This is a genomic window from Mycobacterium sp. E3198 (assembly GCF_001667015.1).
Taxonomy (GTDB): domain Bacteria; phylum Actinomycetota; class Actinomycetes; order Mycobacteriales; family Mycobacteriaceae; genus Mycobacterium.
The window spans coordinates 1-17846 of record NZ_LZIS01000144.1 but is presented as its reverse complement, the minus strand read 5'-3'; the positions used below and the strand labels follow the sequence as shown (position 1 = coordinate 17846).

At 68.3% G+C, this 17846-nt stretch carries 19 protein-coding genes; 9 read left to right on the top strand and 10 right to left on the bottom strand.

The genetic code is table 11. The features are described 5' to 3' along the window. Window positions 1-182 precede the first annotated feature (182 nt). Window positions 183-833: a hypothetical protein gene (locus A5673_RS16385; protein WP_068234357.1), complete on the top strand. Its 651-nt coding sequence runs from the start codon at window positions 183-185 to the stop codon at window positions 831-833. A 9-nt stretch (window positions 834-842) separates the two neighbouring features. Here the strand turns inward: A5673_RS16385 and A5673_RS16380 are convergent, their stop codons facing one another. Beyond that, a complete protein-coding gene (locus tag A5673_RS16380) occupies window positions 843-1337 on the bottom strand; it encodes a DUF4232 domain-containing protein (RefSeq protein ID WP_068234354.1) in 495 nt (164 codons plus the stop codon). A 168-nt stretch (window positions 1338-1505) separates the two neighbouring features. On the opposite strand from A5673_RS16380, the gene acs reads away from it, so the two are divergent. Beyond that, window positions 1506-3455, top strand: a complete 1950-nt coding sequence (gene acs, locus A5673_RS16375; protein ID WP_068234351.1) for an acetate--CoA ligase — start codon at window positions 1506-1508, stop codon at window positions 3453-3455. A 6-nt stretch (window positions 3456-3461) separates the two neighbouring features. Here acs and A5673_RS16370 read toward each other — a convergent pair whose 3' ends face one another. After that, a complete protein-coding gene (locus A5673_RS16370; RefSeq protein WP_156748300.1) occupies window positions 3462-4157 on the bottom strand; it encodes a serine protease in 696 nt (231 codons plus the stop codon). 260 nt (window positions 4158-4417) lie between these two features. Between A5673_RS16370 and A5673_RS16365 the strand changes: the two genes are divergently transcribed. Further along, a complete protein-coding gene (locus A5673_RS16365) occupies window positions 4418-4945 on the top strand; it encodes a phage holin family protein (protein WP_068234346.1) in 528 nt (175 codons plus the stop codon). Further along, window positions 4946-5923: an alpha/beta fold hydrolase gene (locus tag A5673_RS16360; protein WP_068234343.1), complete on the top strand. Its 978-nt coding sequence runs from the start codon at window positions 4946-4948 to the stop codon at window positions 5921-5923. It begins immediately after the preceding gene. Here the strand turns inward: A5673_RS16360 and marP are convergent. Genes marP through nth form a run of 4 tightly spaced genes read right to left on the bottom strand, consistent with a single transcriptional unit; the run spans window position 5916 to window position 9296 of the window. Beyond that, window positions 5916-7109 (bottom strand): acid resistance serine protease MarP, encoded by a 1194-nt coding sequence (gene marP, locus A5673_RS16355; protein ID WP_156748298.1) that lies wholly within the window; start codon window positions 7107-7109, stop codon window positions 5916-5918. The two genes, A5673_RS16360 and marP, sit on opposite strands and share 8 nt — an antisense overlap. Window positions 7110-7120: 11 nt before the next feature. Further along, on the bottom strand, window positions 7121-7942 hold the full coding sequence (locus A5673_RS16350) for a CoA pyrophosphatase (RefSeq protein WP_068234363.1): 822 nt from the start codon (window positions 7940-7942) through the stop codon (window positions 7121-7123). 17 nt (window positions 7943-7959) lie between these two features. Further along, window positions 7960-8598 (bottom strand): TlpA disulfide reductase family protein, encoded by a 639-nt coding sequence (locus A5673_RS16345; RefSeq protein ID WP_068234360.1) that lies wholly within the window; start codon window positions 8596-8598, stop codon window positions 7960-7962. A 17-nt stretch (window positions 8599-8615) separates the two neighbouring features. Further along, window positions 8616-9296, bottom strand: coding sequence for an endonuclease III (gene nth, locus A5673_RS16340; RefSeq protein WP_068234337.1), 681 nt, complete (start codon window positions 9294-9296; stop codon window positions 8616-8618). Between the two features lie 116 nt (window positions 9297-9412). Between nth and A5673_RS16335 the strand changes: the two genes are divergently transcribed. Next, the gene (locus A5673_RS16335) at window positions 9413-9787 is read left to right on the top strand and encodes a hypothetical protein (protein ID WP_068234334.1); all 375 of its coding nucleotides are present in this window, start codon (window positions 9413-9415) and stop codon (window positions 9785-9787) included. A 97-nt stretch (window positions 9788-9884) separates the two neighbouring features. Further along, window positions 9885-10559, top strand: a complete 675-nt coding sequence (gene crp, locus A5673_RS16330; RefSeq protein ID WP_036465140.1) for a cAMP-activated global transcriptional regulator CRP — start codon at window positions 9885-9887, stop codon at window positions 10557-10559. Between the two features lie 73 nt (window positions 10560-10632). Here the strand turns inward: crp and A5673_RS16325 are convergent, their stop codons facing one another. From A5673_RS16325 to A5673_RS29150, 3 genes are read right to left on the bottom strand one after another with little or no spacing between them, the layout of a single operon-like run. After that, the gene (locus tag A5673_RS16325) at window positions 10633-11427 is read right to left on the bottom strand and encodes an MBL fold metallo-hydrolase (protein WP_068234331.1); all 795 of its coding nucleotides are present in this window, start codon (window positions 11425-11427) and stop codon (window positions 10633-10635) included. Next, a complete protein-coding gene (locus A5673_RS16320; RefSeq protein ID WP_068234328.1) occupies window positions 11424-11888 on the bottom strand; it encodes a RidA family protein in 465 nt (154 codons plus the stop codon). The genes A5673_RS16325 and A5673_RS16320 overlap by 4 nt, the downstream gene beginning before the upstream one ends. Before the next feature lie 2 nt (window positions 11889-11890). Beyond that, window positions 11891-12052: a DUF4177 domain-containing protein gene (locus tag A5673_RS29150; RefSeq protein WP_007166633.1), complete on the bottom strand. Its 162-nt coding sequence runs from the start codon at window positions 12050-12052 to the stop codon at window positions 11891-11893. A gap of 74 nt (window positions 12053-12126) precedes the next feature. On the opposite strand from A5673_RS29150, the gene A5673_RS16315 reads away from it, so the two are divergent. Together A5673_RS16315 and A5673_RS16310 are read left to right on the top strand one after the other, a co-directional pair. Further along, a complete protein-coding gene (locus A5673_RS16315) occupies window positions 12127-13152 on the top strand; it encodes an ArsA family ATPase (RefSeq protein WP_068234326.1) in 1026 nt (341 codons plus the stop codon). Further along, window positions 13149-14303, top strand: coding sequence for an ArsA family ATPase (locus tag A5673_RS16310; protein WP_068234324.1), 1155 nt, complete (start codon window positions 13149-13151; stop codon window positions 14301-14303). The genes A5673_RS16315 and A5673_RS16310 overlap by 4 nt, the downstream gene beginning before the upstream one ends. Before the next feature lie 394 nt (window positions 14304-14697). Here A5673_RS16310 and A5673_RS16305 read toward each other — a convergent pair whose 3' ends face one another. After that, window positions 14698-15048: a WhiB family transcriptional regulator gene (locus tag A5673_RS16305; protein ID WP_068234322.1), complete on the bottom strand. Its 351-nt coding sequence runs from the start codon at window positions 15046-15048 to the stop codon at window positions 14698-14700. 361 nt (window positions 15049-15409) lie between these two features. Here A5673_RS16305 and ponA2 point away from each other — a divergent pair. Beyond that, window positions 15410-17846 (top strand): transglycosylase/D,D-transpeptidase PonA2 (gene ponA2 / locus A5673_RS16300; protein WP_068234319.1); only part of this gene is annotated, 2437 nt, incomplete at its 3' end.

Sequence of the window (17846 nt, the reverse complement as noted above, 5' to 3'; positions counted from 1 at the left end):
CAGCGACCCTATGAGCCAGACACCAGGTGATCAGGATCCAACCACCGCAACAAGCGGCAACCTCACCCTGACACTGACAGCGACCCTAGCGGTGAGCGGGGCGAGGCGGGTCGCCGCCATCCGCGCGACGGTCGAGAGCGACGTCGTGAAGCCACAACGGGTGCCGCCGCTAGGATGGCGCCGTGACGTCGCACGAACTCGCTGTTCAGCTCTGGTATCTGATCGCGTTGTTCGGCGTTGGCGCTGTTGGATTGGTCTGTCTGATCGCCGGGCTGCGTGCACGGCGGCGCCGAACCGGAAAGTCGGCCACCACGCCGATCATCGTCGGTGTCGTCCTGCTGAACGTGGGCGCGCTCGGAATCGCGGGAAGCCTCGTGAGGACGTACTACCCGAGCCCGTTCGACACCCCCAAGTCCATGCGCATCGGCCAGTGCGTCGACCAAAATAGTTTCCTTGCAACGCGTTTCGGTTCAAACCCGGAAAACTCGTGCGCCAACCCGGCGAATACCTATGAACTCGCGTTCCGGGGCAGTCCGTCGGCGCCCTGTCCGGACGGCAAACGGGATCGCTCCATTTACAACCGGTACACCGATAACTACTCGATCTTGTGCTTCGCGCTCAATCTCAAGCAGGGCAAGTGCTACCAGCTGGCCAACGGCGCACAGATCTTGACGATGACGCTGGGCGACTGCACCGCGCCACGGGGGCCGCAGACCCGAGTCACGCAGCGCATCGATGGCAGCACGGACGAAACGCGGTGCCCGCCCGGGGACAGGGCCATCGCCTACCCCGCACCGCCGCGCATCTACTGCCTGACACCAACCGGTTCCTGACCCGCGCCGTCAGCCCGCGATGACGGGGTGGACCTCCAGTCGGCAGGCGTCGATGGTGGCGGGCACGGTGAACACCTCGATGATGTCGGGCGGGCTGACGGCCAGGTCGGTGTAGGTCGGGCACGCGTTGCCCTGTTCGTCGAAGCCCAAGCCCTCGACGATCGCGTGCCCTTGCGTCGACACCGACAGGGTGACGCTCGGCGGCGCATCGACTCCGGCCGGCAGGCCGCCCATGTACCCGCGCGGTGTGGGCTGAGCGTGGATGCGCGGGCCACCGGTGCCCGAGTCGACCGCCGGATAACCGGTGAGCGTGCAGGGGTCGGCGCCGCCGGCGAGGGTGAACATCAGCGTCAGCCCGCGGTGGCCGGCGGCACCTTGGGCCGCGGACGCGCTGACGGCGACCTGGTCCGACCAGCATGGCGCCGGCTGGTCGACGATGTCGGCCGGTTCGGCCCACGCGGGTGGCCCCAGCAGGGCGGTGGCGGCGTAACCGGTTGCGGCCACGGCGACGCTGGTGATTGATCGGCGGCGGAGGCGGCGCCGGTGCGGTCGCGACACACGGCGATTATCCGCCCAGCGGCGCGCATTTGACCGCGGATTGGCGAGCGGCTTTTCACCTCAAAGGTCTAGGCTCACTGACGGTTGACGCCCCTCGACAATAGGAGGAAACCAGTGACCGCCACCCACACCGAGGGCCCGTCGTCGTATCCGCCGCCCGCGCAGTTCGTCGAGCAGGCCAATGCCGGTGAGGAGCTGTACCGCGACGCCGACGAGGATGGCCTGGCGTTCTGGGCGAAGCAGGCCAACCGGCTCACCTGGTCGACGCCCTTCACCGAGGTGCTGGACTGGTCGCAGGCGCCGTTCGCCAAGTGGTTCGCCGACGGCAGGCTCAACGTCGCCTACAACTGCGTCGACCGCCACGTGGAAGCCGGCCACGGGGATCGGGTCGCCATCCACTGGGAGGGCGAACCCGGCGACAGCCGCAGCCTCACCTATGCGGACCTGCAGGCCGAGGTGTGCAAGGCGGCCAACGCACTCACCGACCTCGGGCTGGTCGCCGGCGACCGCGTGGCGATCTACCTGCCGTTGATCCCGGAGGCCGTGATCGCGATGCTGGCCTGCGCGCGCCTGGGCGTCATGCACAGCGTGGTGTTCGCCGGGTTCACCGCCAAGGCGCTGCGCGCGCGGATCGCCGACGCCCAGGCCAAGCTGCTGATCACGAGCGACGGCCAGTTCCGCCGCGGCAAGCCGGCGCCGCTGAAGGACGCGGCCGACGAGGCTGTCGACGATCCCGATAGTCCCGTCCAGCGCGTTCTGGTGGTGCGGCGCACCGGAATTGACGTGTCCTGGAACGACGACCGCGACCTGTGGTGGCACGACGTCGTCGACGCCGCGTCGCCCGAACACACCCCGCAGCCGTTCGACGCCGAGCAGCCGTTGTTCCTGCTGTACACCTCCGGCACCACCGGCAAGCCGAAAGGCATCGTCCACACCAGCGGCGGCTATCTGACGCAGTGCTCCTACACGCACTACTACGTCTTCGACATCAAGCCCGAAACCGACGTCTTCTGGTGCACCGCCGACATCGGCTGGGTGACCGGACACACCTACGGTGTCTACGGTCCACTGTGCAACGGCGTCACCGAGGTCCTCTACGAGGGCACGCCCGACTCACCCACCCAGCACCGGCATTTCGAGATCATCGAAAAGTACGGCGTGACAATCTATTACACCGCTCCCACGCTCATTCGCACGTTCATGAAGTGGGGACGCGAGATCCCGGACGCGCACGACCTGTCCAGCCTGCGGCTGCTCGGGTCGGTCGGTGAGCCGATCAACCCCGAGGCGTGGCGCTGGTACCGCAAGGTGATCGGCGCCGAGCGCCTCCCGATCGTCGACACCTGGTGGCAGACCGAAACGGGTTCCGCGATGATCACCCCGCTGCCCGGGGTGGCCGCGGCCAAACCGGGTTCGGCGATGCGGCCGCTGCCTGGCATCTCGGCCAAGATCGTCGACGACCATGGTCAGGAGATCCCACCGGCCGACGCCAGGGGCGAGCACGCCAGCGGCTACCTGGTCCTGGACCAGCCGTGGCCGTCGATGCTGCGCGGCATCTGGGGCGATCCCGACCGCTACGTCGAGACCTACTGGTCCCGGTTCGCCGAGCAGGGCTGGTATTTCGCCGGCGACAGCGCCTATTACGACTCCGACGGCGCCATCTGGGTAGTCGGTCGCATCGACGACGTCATGAACGTGTCCGGGCATCGGCTCTCGACCGCCGAGGTGGAGTCGGCGCTCGTCGGCCACATCGCGGTGGCCGAGGCGGCGGTGGTCGGCATGACGGACGAGACCACCGGCCAGGCGATCTGCGCGTTCGTCGTCCTGTGCGCCGACTTCGAGGTGCACGACGGCATCGTCGACGAGCTGCGCGTGGAGGTGGCGCGCGAGATTTCGCCCATCGCCAAGCCGCGCGAGGTCCACGTCGTGCCGGAACTGCCCAAGACCCGTAGCGGCAAGATCATGCGCAGGCTGTTGCGCGACGTCGCCGAGAACCGGGAGTTGGGTGACACGTCGACGCTGTTGGATCCCGGCGTGTTCGACGCGATCAGGGCCGGGAAGTAGGTCCCGTCAGGCCGGCAGCGGAACGAATCCGGCGCCGGGCCGGTGCTTGGCGTTGACGTCGGCGAGGTCGGCGTTGATCGACATCACCACCGCCGGCGTGTGCAGCGGGATGTACTTGATGATGCACGTCGGCAGGTTGTCGCTGAACGCTCCGTGGATCATTCCGACCAGCATGTTGTTGACGGTCACCGGCGCGCCGGAGTCCCCCGGCTGGCCGCACACCTGCATGACGATGGTGCCCGGGTCCTGGCCCGGCCCCCAGGTGACACCGCACGAGTTGCCGGTGGTGCGGCCCTGTTTGCAGGCGATCTGGCCGAAGGCCGGATCCGGACCGATGCCGCTGATCAGAAATCCGTTGTAGTTGGCCACCGGCGCCACCTTGGCCGGATCGAATTTGATCACCGCGTAGTCGAGGACGTCGTTGCCCGCGACCATGACGCCCAGCGTGCCCCTGTTCTGGGCGGCCTCGGCGGCGACCTGCGCGCCCGGACCGCCGCAGTGCGCGGAGGTGAAACCGATCATGTCGCCGGCCGCGTCGGTGCCGATCGTGGTCAGCGTGCACATCGTGTCCCCGTTGATGACGATGCCGGCCCCACCACCCATCGGGACCCTGTCGTCGGCGCCCGCGTGGGCGGGCAGGGTTATGAAGACGACCAGCACGGCCACCATCGCCGCCCGGTAGCAACGGTAGGCAGTCTGCAACGCAACACTCCCATCGAGCGGTCGGGCATCCCCAGTGGCCCGGTCAGTCTAGTCGGCCAAGGTGTGCGGTTCGCCGAGGTCGGTGCCCCGGCTACGCCGCTTCCCTTATTCCTTTCCCGCTCAAGGGGATCGCTCACTGTACCGCCTCGGCCACCGACTTCGCTGTCCGCACGCCCCACCGTCGCCCCTCAGCTGCCCTCGTCTGGCCCGGCACCACATGGCAACATGAACCGCGACGAGAGAACCGAGAGGACGGGTCTGTGAGCAAAGACGATCGCAACAACGGTGTGCCCAGCACACTGACCACGATTCCGCTGGCCGACCCGCACGCCAGACCCGCCGAGCCGTCGATCGGTGACCTGATCAAAGACGCGTCAGCCCAGGTCTCCACGCTGGTGCGCGCCGAGGTCGAACTGGCCCGCTCGGAGATCACGAGGGACGTCAAGAAGGGCCTGACCGGCAGCGTCTATTTCATCGCCGCGCTGGTGGTGCTGTTTTACTCCACGTTCTTTTTCTTCTTCTTCGTCGCCGAACTCCTCGACACCTGGCTGTGGCGCTGGGTGTCCTACCTGATCGTGTTCGGGTTCATGGTGGTGGTCGGGGCCGGGCTGGGGCTGCTGGGCTTCCTGAAGGTCCGCCGCATCCGGGGGCCGCGGGAAACGATCGAATCGGTCAAGGAGACGCGCACCGCGCTCACGCCCGGCCACGACAAAACCGCCGAGGCCAAGCAGCTTCCCGAATCCTCCGGTGGCCGGCACGAAAAACCCGCGGATCCCTCGGGTTGGTAGATGCCGGCACCAGATCCGTCGGTCACCCGCATCGACGGGCCGTGGCGCCACCTCGACGTGCACGCCAACGGCATCCGATTCCACGTCGTCGAAGCCCTGCCGAACGGACAGGATCCGGCGGTTGGGCCCTCAGCGCCGGCGACGGCGCGGCCGCTGGTGATGCTGCTGCACGGTTTCGGATCCTTCTGGTGGTCCTGGCGCCATCAGCTGCGCGGGCTGACCGGCGCGCGCGTCGTCGCGGTCGACCTGCGCGGCTACGGCGGCAGCGACAAGCCGCCCCGCGGATACGATGGCTGGACGCTCGCCGGTGATGCGGCCGGGCTGATCCGGGCGCTGGGCCACTCCTCGGCGACCCTGGTCGGCCACGCCGACGGCGGCCTGGCCTGCTGGGCGACCGCGTTGCTGCATTCGCGGCTGGTGCGCGCCATCGCGCTGATCAGCTCGCCGCACCCGGCGGCGCTGCGCCGATCCACCCTGATGCGCCGCGATCAGGGTTACGCGCTGCTGCCGACGCTGCTGGCCTACCAGCTGCCACTCTGGCCGGAACGCGTACTGACCCGGGACAACGCGGCGGAGATCGAGCGCCTGGTCCGGCACCGCAGCTGCGCGAAATGGGTTGCTTCCGAAGATTTTTCACAGTCCATCGGCTACCTGCGGACCGCGATCCAGATTCCGGGCGCCGCGCATTGCGCGCTGGAGTACCAGCGCTGGGCGGTGCGCAGCCAGCTACGCGGTGAAGGCCGGCGATTCATGCGGTCGATGAGCCAACAGCTCGGCATGCCGTTGCTGCACCTGCGCGGTGACGCCGATCCCTACGTGCTGGCCGACCCGGTCGATCACACCCAGCGCTACGCGCCCCAGGGCCGTTATCTATCCATCACTGGGGCAGGGCATTTCAGCCACGAAGAGGCGCCGGATGAGATCAACCGGCACCTGATGAAGTTCCTCGAGCAGGTGCACGGGCCCCGCGTCAGCTGACGCAGGAGCCGGTGCCCACCTGTTGGGTGTCACCGATCCTGGAAAGCTGAGAGGCCACCTCGTCGGCCGTCAGCACGAACCCCGTGTCGGGGTCGTCGACGGCCGCGCCGAACACCACCCCCAGCACATGACCGTTGAGGTCGATCAACGGTCCACCCGAATTGCCCTGCTCCACACTGGCTCTGATGGTGTAGACGTCGCGGGTGACAGGCGCGGGATCGCGGTAGATGTCGGGGCCGCTGAGCCTGATGGCCTCGCGAATCCGGGCCGGGGTCGCGGTGAAGTTGCCACCGCCCGGATAGCCCAGCACCACAACGCTTTCCCCGCTCTTCGCCTCGCCCTGGGCGAAGGCCAACGGCGGGGCCGACAGGTTCGGGACGGCGAGGATCGCGATGTCGACCGACGGGTCATAGGACACCACGGTGGCGTCCAGCGGGTTGCCGCTGGCGTAGATCTGGACGCTGTTGGACCCGGCCACCACGTGCGCATTGGTCATCACCCGGTCGGGGGCGATCACGAATCCGCTGCCTTCCAACACTTTTTGGCAGCTCGGCGCCAGGCTGCGCACCTTGACGACGCTGGGCGCGGTGCTGGTCACCACCGGGTTGCTGGCCAGGGCGGGGTCCGGTGAGGCGACCGGGATGACCGGCGTGCGGCTGAACGGCTCGAGCACCGCGGGCAGCCCGGAGGTGTTCAGCAGCGCCGAGAGCCGCTTGGGCACCGTCTTCAGCCAGGGCGGCGCCAGCTCATTGACCTGGGCGAGCACCCGGGAGCCCTTGACCGCGGAGGCGAGCTCGGGCTGGTCCTTGGACTGGGTCAGTGGCGTCGCCAACAGCCAGGCCGCGGTCAGCACCACGACGAGCTGAACGCCCACCCCGATGACCGAGTCGATCAATCGTATTGTGCGGCTGCGGATTGCGCCCCGAACGGCACGGCCCAGCACCACACCGGCGACCTCACCGACGACCACCAGCGCGAGGATCAGGAACAACGCCGTGAAAAGTTTGGCGCGGGGCGCGGCGATGTGGCTGACGATGTGGGGCGCCAGCAGCACGCCCGCGATGGCACCCAGCAGCACACCGACGAACGACAGCAGGGAGCCCAGCGCCCCCGAGCGCCAACCCGAGATGGCCGCGATGAACGCGACGGCCAGGACGGCGATGTCCAGCCACTGCGACGGGGTCATCGAGTTCACGTTCATCGGCGGGGACCACCCTCGTTGCCGACCAGCACCATCGCCTCGTCCAGCTCGCGGATGTCGGTGGTGTCCCAGGGCTGGGCCCAGCCGGCGACGTCGAGTACCGCGGAAATCACCTGGCCCGTGAACCCCCAGACCAGCATCTGGTTCAACAAGAAAGCCGGCCCGGCCCAGCGGCGGCCGAGGTTGCCGCGGTACACCATCAACCGGTTCTCGGGATTGATGAAGGCGCGCACCGGAACTCGCGACACGATCGCCGTTTCGGTCTCGTCGACGACGGACACGGGCCCGGGGTCCGGCGAGTAGGCAAGCACCGGGATGACGTGGAACCGGGACGGGGCGATGAACGTCCGCTCCATGGTGGCAAGCGGATGCAGCCGGCGGACGTCGATCCCGGTTTCTTCGTACGCCTCACGCAGGGCGGTGGCCACCGGACCGTCATCGGTGGGATCGGACGCGCCGCCGGGAAAGGCCGCCTGGCCGGCGTGGTGGCGCAGCGTCGAGGCCCGGACGGTCAGCAACAGATCGGCGTCGTCGGGCAGGCCGCCGCCGGCCGGGCCGGATTCCGGACCCGAGAACAACACGAGAACGGCCGCCTCACGGTCGACGCCGAGTAACGATTCCATCGATGAGGCGGCCTTGGCCGCGGTCACCATGGCCAGCACGCCGGCCGGCAGCCGGTGCCGGTACGCCTCGGGGATCTGACCCACGTTGTCGACCAGCGGACGCAGCCAGGACGGTGACACGTCGGGCCTGAGCGGAACCGGCGCCCGCCCGTGGGTTGGGTCCCCGTTAGGCGGGGGCGTACCCCCAGCGCTCACCGGCACCTCCCTCGGCCTCAACCCGCGTCGTTTCCGACGGCAGCCGCGATCTCGTCGGCATTGGCAAAAGGCCGCGGCAGCATTTTCGCAACGCTACCGTCCGGCCGCAGGACGACCGTCGCGGGCATCACATTTACCACACGCAGCGCAGCCGCGACCTGACGACGACCGTCCTGCAGGGTCGGGAGGCGAACACCCAACTCCGCCAACCGCAGTAAGGCGGCCGTCTCGTTCTCGTCCTGGTGGACCGTCACGACCATCACGTCCGACCCGACCCGCCGTTGGTACTCGGCCATCGCGGGAAGCTCGGCGGCGCAGGGACCGCACCAGTAGGCCCACAGGTTGAGGACCACCCGGTGCCCGGCCACTGCGCGGGCGACGTCGACGGCCGAGCCGTCGGCGGCGCACTCCGCCGTGATGCCGCGCAGCGCCTCGGGGCCGGGGCCGGGCCCGGCGGGCGGACACGGCGGCAGGTTCGCGCGCTGCCGGGGACCCGCCAGCGCCGCCGCGGTGTCGGCGTCGCGGTGTTCCCGGGGGGCCGGCGCCCGGGTCGTCGCTGTAGGTGCCGAACTGTCGTGCAACTGGGCCACCAGGGCCACGACCAACGCCGCCACCACCGCCAGGATCGCGATGGTCCAGCGGGTGGTTCGGGTCAAGGTCACCGGCCCCGGTATTAGAGCCCCACCAAGGACAGCAGGTGCTCGGTCTCCGGCCCCTGCACGAGCGCCGCGGCGAGCAGCGGTTCCGTCGGCCCGAGGCCGAACGACGGGCAGTCCTTGGCGAGGACGCAGGCCCCGCACGCCGGTTTGCGGGCGTGGCACACCCGGCGGCCGTGAAAGATCACCCGGTGGCTCAGCATGGTCCACTCCCGGCGCTCGATCAGTTCCCCGACCGCGTGCTCGATCTTCACCGGGTCCTTCTCGGCCGTCCAGCGCCACCTCTGCACCAACCGCGAGAAATGGGTGTCGACGGTGATTCCCGGGATGCCGAAGGCGTTCCCGAGGATGACGTTGGCGGTTTTACGCCCCACACCCGGCAGGGTGACCAGGTCGGCCATGGTCGACGGCACCTCGCCGTCGAACCGTTCGACCAGGGCCCGCCCGAGGCCCATCAGGGACGCCGCCTTGTTACGGAAGAAGCCGGTGGGACGGATGAGGTTCTCGAGTTCGTCGCGGTCGGCCTGCGCATAGTCCAACGCCGTGCGGTACCGCTTGAACAGCGCCGGCGTCGTCAGGTTGACCCGTTTGTCGGTGCTCTGCGCCGACAAGATGGTGGCCACCGTCAGCTCCAGCGGCGTCTTGAAATCGAGTTCGCAGTGCGCGTCGGGAAAGGCTTGCGCGAGTGCGCGATTCATCCTGCGCGCCCGCCGTACCAGCCCCACCCGGGTCTCTTCGGCCCAACGCCCGGATACCTTCGCCGCCGTCACCTACGACAGAGTACTGATTTCGTGATCTGGCTGAGACCTAAGCCATGTTTACTTCCCTTGTGTCATGGTTGCTGGTGGCGTGCGTTCCCGGGCTGCTCATGCTCGTGGCGCTCGGTCTGGGGCGGCTGGAATCCGACCTCGCGCACGACACGGTTACGACTCACGACGTCGACGACTTCCTCGACCATGCGGAGGCCGTCGACGTGCACACGCTGGCCCGCGAGGGCATGCCCGAGGCGCTGGAATACCTGCACCGGCGCCAGGCGCTGCGGCCGGCGCCGGCCGGCCCCCGCCACGCCGCGCCGGAGTTTTCCCTCGCGTTCGGCGCCCGCGACGAGCCCGGATTGCCGACGCGAGTGGGCGCCCATTCGCATGTCAATCCGCAATTTAGGGAGACTCGACACGTCAATCGTGTGTAGCGTGGCACGTTGGACACAATTCGCTTACCTCTAGACTTACGTCACACGAGCAGGGTCGGCCTGCCCGTACACATCATCGGAAAGCTGAAGAGGCAACGTGGACGAGATCCTGGCAAGGGCAGGAATCTTCCAAGGGGTTGAGCCCGGCGCGGTCACCGCGCTGACCAAGCAGTTGCAACCCGTCGACTTCCCGCGTGGGCACACGGTTTTCGCCGAGGGGGAGCCCGGGGATCGGCTGTACATCATCGTCTCGGGGAAGGTCAAAATCGGGCGGCGTTCGCCCGACGGCCGGGAAAATCTGCTGACGATCATGGGCCCGTCGGACATGTTCGGTGAATTGTCGATCTTTGACCCGGGCCCGCGGACTTCCAGCGCCACCACGATTACCGAGGTGCGGGCGGTGTCGATGGACCGCGACGCGCTGCGGGCCTGGATCGCCGACCGGCCCGAGATCGCCGAACAGCTGCTGCGGGTGTTGGCCCGGCGGCTGCGCCGGACCAACAACAACCTGGCCGACCTCATCTTCACCGACGTGCCGGGCCGGGTGGCCAAGCAGCTGCTGCAGCTGGCGCAGCGCTTCGGCACCCAGGAGGGCGGCGCGATGCGGGTCACCCACGACCTGACGCAAGAGGAGATCGCCCAACTGGTGGGCGCGTCCCGGGAGACGGTGAACAAGGCCCTGGCGGATTTCGCCCACCGCGGCTGGATCCGGCTGGAGGGCAAGAGCGTGCTGATCTCGGATTCCGAACGGCTGGCCCGGCGCGCGCGGTAGCTCTCCCCGCGAGCGTGCGTGTTTGTACGGCGACACACCGCAAACCGCGTACAACTGCGCACGCTCACCGCGATCAGTCTCGGCGCAGGTAGGCCAGCTGCGCCTGCACCGACCACTCGGCCGCGTCCCAGAGTTTCTCGTCGACGTCGACGTAGACGTGTTCGACGACCTGGCGCGCGGTGGCATCCTCGCCGAGGTCGCGCAACGCCGAGCGCACCTGCTCCAGACGTTCGTGCCGGTGCGTCAGGTAACCCGCCGCGACCGCCGCCAAGTTCGGCAAGTCCGGCCCGTGCCCGGGCAATACCCTGCGGGCGCCCAGGCCGCGCAGCCGCCGCAGCGATTCCAGGTAGTCGGCCAGGCTGCCGTCCTCCTTGTCGATGACGGTGGTGCCGCGGCCCAGCACCGTGTCCGCCGTGAGCACGGCGTCCTCGAGCACGAACGACAGCGAGTCGGCGGTGTGCCCAGGGGTCGCCATCACCGTGATCTTCAGGCCGGCCGCATCGATCACCTCGCCGTCGGTCAGGTGACCGCCGAGGCCGCGCAGAAAGCCGCTGCCCGCCGAGCGGACGGTCGCTCCCGTGCGTTCGACCAGCTTGTCGATGCCATCGGTGTGGTCGCCGTGCCGGTGACTGATCAGCACGAGGGAGATGCGACCGGCGGCGGCGACCCGCTCGATGTGCTCGTCGTCCTCGGGGCCGGGATCCACGACGACCATCTCGTCGCTGCCGGGGCCGCGCAGCACCCAGGTGTTGGTGCCCTCCAGCGTCAGCAGGCCGGGATTGTCGGCCAAGAGGACCGACACAGTGTCGGTGACCGCCCGCAACCTGCCGTATGCGGGATGGGTCAGCGACTCGGCGACTTCGGTCACGGGCCGGCGCCGACCTCCACGATCAGCTCCACCTCCACCGGCGCGTCCAGCGGCAGCTCGGACACGCCGACCGCCGAACGCGCGTGCGCGCCCGCGTCCCCGAACACCTCGGCGAGCAGCTCGGACGCGCCGTTGATGACGCCCGGCTGGCCGTTGAAACCCGGAGCCGACGCGACGAAGCCGACCACCTTGACCACCCGGGTGACTGCGTCGATGCCCACCAGCGAATTCACCGCCGCGAGCGCGTTGAGGGCGCAGATTCGCGCCATCGCCTTGCCCCGTTCTGGGCTGAACTCGGCGCCGACCTTGCCGGTCCCCGCGAGCTGACCGGCCTGGATCGGCAGCTGACCCGAGGTGTAGACCAGGTTGCCGGTTCGTACCGCCGGCACATACGAGGCCAGCGGCGCAGCCACCTCCGGGAGCGCGACCCCGAGCCGCTCCAGCCGGGCGGAAGCACTCATCTCTATTTGGGGCGCTTCAAATACGCGACGTGCTGTTCGCCGGTGGGCCCGGGCAGTACGGACACCAGCTCCCAGCCGTCGGCCCCCCACTGGTCGAGGATTTGTTTGGTCGCGTGCGTGAGCAGTGGGACCGTGACGTATTCCCATGCGGTGGGTTGGCTCATGACGCGAGCTTATCGGTCGGCATTCAACGGCTCTGGCCTGCCCAAGCGCCGTGTGGCGGCCGGGCTAGCATGCGATGGTGGCATCCACTCCTAACGGCGGCAGTTCGGTCGGCTGGCCATCGCGCCTGTCGAAGGCCCGCCTGCATTTCGTGACCGGCAAAGGCGGGACGGGCAAGTCGACGGTCGCGGCCGCGCTGGCGCTGACGCTGGCGGCGGGCGGCCGCAAGGTCCTGCTCGTCGAAGTCGAAGGCCGCCAAGGGATTGCGCAACTTTTCGACGTCCCGCCGCTGCCCTATCAGGAACTCAAGATCGCCACCGCCGAGCGGGGCGGCGAGGTCAACGCGCTGGCGATCGACATCGAGGCCGCGTTCCTGGAATACCTGGACATGTTCTACAACCTCGGCATCGCGGGCCGCGCGATGCGCCGCATCGGCGCCATCGAGTTCGCGACGACGATCGCGCCGGGCCTGCGCGACGTGCTGCTCACCGGCAAGATCAAGGAGTCGGTGGTGCGCCTGCAGAAGGGGTCCAAGAACCCCGTCTACGACGCGGTCGTCGTCGACGCACCGCCGACGGGCCGAATCGCCCGCTTCCTCGATGTCACCAAGGCGGTGAAGGACCTGGCCAAGGGCGGGCCCGTCTTCTCGCAAGCCGAGGGTGTGGTGAAGCTGCTGCATTCCGACCAGACCGCCATCCACCTGGTCACGCTGCTCGAAGCGCTGCCCGTGCAGGAAACGCTGGAAGCCATCGAGGAGCTTGCCGAGATGGAACTGCCGATCGGCAGTGTGATCGTGAACCGCAACATCCCCTCCTTCCTGGAACCACGCGACCTGGCCAAGGCCGCCGAGGGCGATGTGGACGCGGACTCGGTGCGGGCCGGCCTGGAGCTGGCCGGGATCAAGCTCAACGACACCGACTTCGCCGGGCTGCTGACCGAAACCATCGAGCATGCGACCCGGATCACCGCGCGCGCCGAGACCGCACAGCAGCTCGACGCGTTGAAGGTGCCGCGACTGGAACTGCCGGCGATCTCCGACGGTGTCGACCTCGGCAGCCTGTATGAGCTTTCCGAATCGCTTGCGCAGCAGGGAGTTCGATGAGTACCGCACCGACAACCCTTGACATGGCGGCAATCCTGGCCGACAGGGCGAACCGGGTGGTGGTGTGCTGTGGCGCCGGCGGCGTCGGAAAGACCACCACCGCGGCGGCCATGGCACTGCGAGCGGCCGAATATGGCCGCACCGTCTGTGTTTTGACGATCGACCCGGCCAAACGGCTGGCGCAAGCGCTCGGAGTCAACGACCTCGGCAACACGCCGCAGCGGGTGCCGCTGGCGCCGGAGGTGCCCGGCGAGCTGCACGCGATGATGCTCGACATGCGCCGCACGTTCGACGAGATGGTGGTCCAGTACTCGGGACCCGGTCGCGCACAAGCGATCTTGGACAACCAGTTCTACCAGACCGTCGCGACCTCGCTGGCCGGGACGCAAGAGTACATGGCGATGGAAAAGCTCGGCCAACTGCTGGGCCAGGACCGCTGGGACCTGGTGGTGGTGGACACTCCCCCGTCGCGCAACGCGCTGGATTTCCTGGATGCGCCCAAGCGTCTCGGCAGCTTCATGGATAGCCGCTTGTGGCGGCTGTTGCTCGCGCCCGGTCGGGGCATCGGCCGATTGGTCACCGGCGCAATGGGTTTGGCGATGAAGGCGCTGTCGACGGTGCTCGGCTCCCAGATGCTGGGCGATGCGGCCGCATTCGTGCAGTCGCTCGACGCGACCTTCGGCGGCTTCCGCGAGAAGGCCGATCGCACCTACGCGCTGCTGAAAAGGCGCGGCACTCAGTTTGTGGTGGTGTCGGCCGCCGAGCCGGACGCGCTGCGCGAGGCGGCCTTCTTCGTGGACCGACTGTCGCAGGAAGCCATGCCGCTCGCCGGGCTCGTCTTGAACCGCACGCACCCGACACTGTGTTCCCTGCCGGTCGAACGGGCGATCGACGGCAGCGAGACGTTGGACGCCTCGGATTCCGAGGCCGCCGCGCTGGCCGCCGCGGTGCTCAGGATTCACGCCGACCGCGCGCAAACCGCGAAACGCGAGGTCAGGCTGCTTTCCCGGTTCACCGGGGCCCACCCGCACGTGCCGGTCATCGGGGTGCCGTCGCTGCCGTTCGACGTTTCGGACCTGGACGCGCTGCGGGCGCTCGCCGACCAGATCACCGCCGCCGGCGACGATGCGGCCCGCGCGGCGGGGCGCTGAGAAACCGGCGCATCCGAACCCAGCCGGCGACGATGCGGCCCGCGCGGCCGGGGGCGGACGAGACCGCACAGCGCTTGCTGCCCGGCGTGCGATTCACGCCGAACCGCGGCCCGCTAAGTCGCTGATGCTATTGATCAGACGCCACTCGGCGCGCGGCGCGCGCTATTTGACACGAGCCAGTCTTATCCGGAAGGATTGTTTTCGTTGCTGTCGGAATCCTATTAGGCACAAGCCAGCTCGTATTGAACACACGTCAGTGCACTATTGGACATGACCCAGTTGGACCGGCCGACACCGGCCGTAACAATAGCGTAATTATGAAAACCGTTATTTTCAAAACTAATGGGCGGGTTCGCCCGCCCCGTCGCGCAACCGCGCCGTAATAACGGGGGATTCAGCCGGCGGTGCGGCCGCGGCGCTTCTCGAAGAAGTCCGACCAGGAGATGACGTCGGGGTGCTGCTTGAGCAGCGCCCTCCGCTGGCGCTCGGTCATGCCGCCCCAGACGCCGAACTCGACCTTGTTGTCCAAGGCGTCGGCCCCGCACTCCTGCATCACCGGGCAATGCCGGCAGATCACCGCGGCCTTGCGCTGCGCGGCGCCGCGAACAAACAGTTCATCAGGGTCAGTGGTCCGACACAGCGCCTTGGAGACCCAGGCGATCCGATCTTCGGCGTCGACACTGCGCAGTACCCCCTGTGCAGCCGCAATGTTTGTTCTACGCGCGGCCGGCCGTGAACCTGACACGAGCTGTTCCCTTCCTTCCGGCCGCTCGTCGCGGCCGCCCTCCTCGGGTGCAGACCCTGCTTGCGATCTACGCCACACCATGCGATTCGGTGTTATCTGAATCTCACCGTGTGTCTAAGTTAGGTGGTCAGGTGGCAATTGCGCAACAGTCTGATAACGCTTTTTTTGGGACGCGCGTGCAGTCTTGCCGGAAAGGATAAGCCCGCCGCGCCGCCCGCGCACTTCACCTTGGTGGATGAGCAGTGACGGCGGCGCAAATTTTCTGCCAATCCCGAGCGTAAGTTCGCTGGTCACCGAGCGCCAGAGGCTTTGGTCAACTCGTCGCGGGGCCAACTGACCGGGGGCCGCTACCCTAGTACGCATGTCAGACCGCCCCCCGGCCGCGCTCACGATTCTCAAGCTCGCCGGGTGCTGCCTATTGGCCAGCGTCGTCGCCACAGCGCTGATGTTTCCGCTCGCCGGCGGCGTCGGGCTGATGTCCAACCGGGCCTCCGAGGTGGTCGCCAACGGCTCGGCGCAGCTGCTGCAGGGCGAGGTGCCGGCGGTGTCGACGATGGTCGACAAGAAGGGCAACGTCATCGCCTGGCTGTATTCGCAGCGGCGGTTCGAGGTGCCCACCGACAAGATCGCCAACACCATGAAGCTGGCGATCGTCTCGATCGAGGACAAGCGGTTCGCCGACCACAACGGGGTGGACTGGAAGGGCACCCTGACCGGGCTGGCGGGCTACGCCTCCGGCGACGTCGACACCCGCGGCGGCTCGACCATCGAGCAGCAGTACGTCAAGAACTACCAGCTGCTGGTGACCGCGCAGACCGACGCCGAGAAGCGCGCGGCCGTCGAAACCACCCCGGCGCGCAAGCTGCGCGAGATCCGGATGGCGCTCACGCTGGACAAGACCTTCACCAAGCCCGAGATCTTGACCCGGTACCTCAACCTGGTCTCGTTCGGCAACGGGTCGTTCGGCGTGCAGGACGCGGCGCAGACCTACTTCGGCATCAATGCGTCGGACCTGAACTGGCAGCAGTCGGCGCTGCTGGCGGGCATGGTGCAGTCGACCAGTGCGCTGAACCCCTACACCAATCCCGACGGTGCCCTGGCCCGGCGGAACCTCGTCCTGGACACCATGATCGAGAACCTGCCGCAGGAGGCCGACGCCCTGCGCGCCGCCAAGGCCACGCCGCTGGGCGTGCTGCCGCAGCCCAACGAGCTGCCCCGCGGCTGCATCGCGGCCGGCGATCGCGCCTTTTTCTGCGACTACGTCCAGGAGTACCTCTCGCGCGCGGGGATCAGTAAGGAACAGGTGGCCAGGGGCGGCTACCTGATCCGCACCACGCTGGACCCGGACGTGCAGATCCCGGTCAAGGCGGCCATCGACAAGTTCGCCAGCCCCAGCCTGCCGGGGATCTCGAGCGTGATGAGCGTGATCGAGCCGGGCAAGACCTCCCACCACGTCATGGCCATGGCCAGTAACCGCACCTACGGCCTGAACCTCGACGCCGGCGAAACGATGCGACCGCAGCCCTTCTCCCTGGTCGGCGATGGCGCGGGGTCGGTCTTCAAGATCTTCACGACGGCGGCCGCGCTGGACATGGGCATGGGCATCAACGCCACGCTCGAGGTTCCGGGCAGGTTCCAGGCCAAGGGCATGGGCAGCGGCGGGGCCAAGGGCTGCCCGAAGGACACCTGGTGCGTGGTCAACGCCGGTAACTACCGGGGCTCGATGAACGTGACCGATGCGCTGGCCACCTCGCCCAACACCGCGTTCGCCAAGCTCATCCAGCAGGTCGGCGTCACCCGCACCGTGGACATGGCCATCAAGCTCGGGCTGCGGTCCTATGCCGACCCGGGCACCGCCCGCGACTACAACCGCGACAGCAACGAGAGCCTGGCCGACTTCGTCAAACGGCAGAACATCGGCTCGTTCACCCTCGGCCCGATCGAGGTGAACGCCCTGGAGTTGTCCAATGTCGCCGCGACCCTGGCGTCCGGCGGGGTGTGGTGCCCGCCGAGCCCGATCGACAAGCTGATCGACCGCAACGGCAATGAGGTCGCCGTGACCACCGAGACCTGCGATCAGGTAGTGCCCGAGGGGCTGGCGAACACCCTGGCCAACGCGATGAGCAAGGACGCGGTCGGCGGCGGCACGGCGGCCGGATCGGCCGGCGCGGCGGGCTGGACCCTGCCGGTGTCGGGAAAGACGGGGACCACCGAGGCCCACCGCTCGTCCGGCTTCGTCGGTTTCACGAGCCACTACGCGGCCGCGAACTACATCTACGACGACTCCCCCAACCCCACCGACTTGTGCTCCTCCCCGCTGCGCCACTGCGGCGAGGGTGACCTCTACGGCGGGAACGAGCCCGCCCGCACCTGGTTCACCGCGATGAAGCCCATCGCCACCAACTTCGGGCCGGTGGCGTTGCCGCCCACCGACCCCCGCTACGTCGACGGCTCCCCCGGATCGCGGGTGCCCGCGGTCACCGGCCTGGACGTCGACATGGCCCGCCAGCGCCTCAAGGACGCCGGCTTCCAGGTCGCCGACCAAACCAACTCCGTCAACAGCAGCGCGAAGGCCGGCGAGGTGGTCGGAACGACGCCCAGCGGCGCAACGATCCCGGGCTCGATCGTCACGATCCAGGTCAGCAACGGCATCCCGCCGGCGCCGCCTCCACCGCCCGAGGGCGCGCCGCCGGTGGTCGGGTCTCAGGTCGTCGAGATCCCCGGTCTGCCGCCCATCACTATCCCGCTGCTGGCCTGGATCGTGACGATCGAGCCCGGGATCGTTGCGCCGCTGGGCG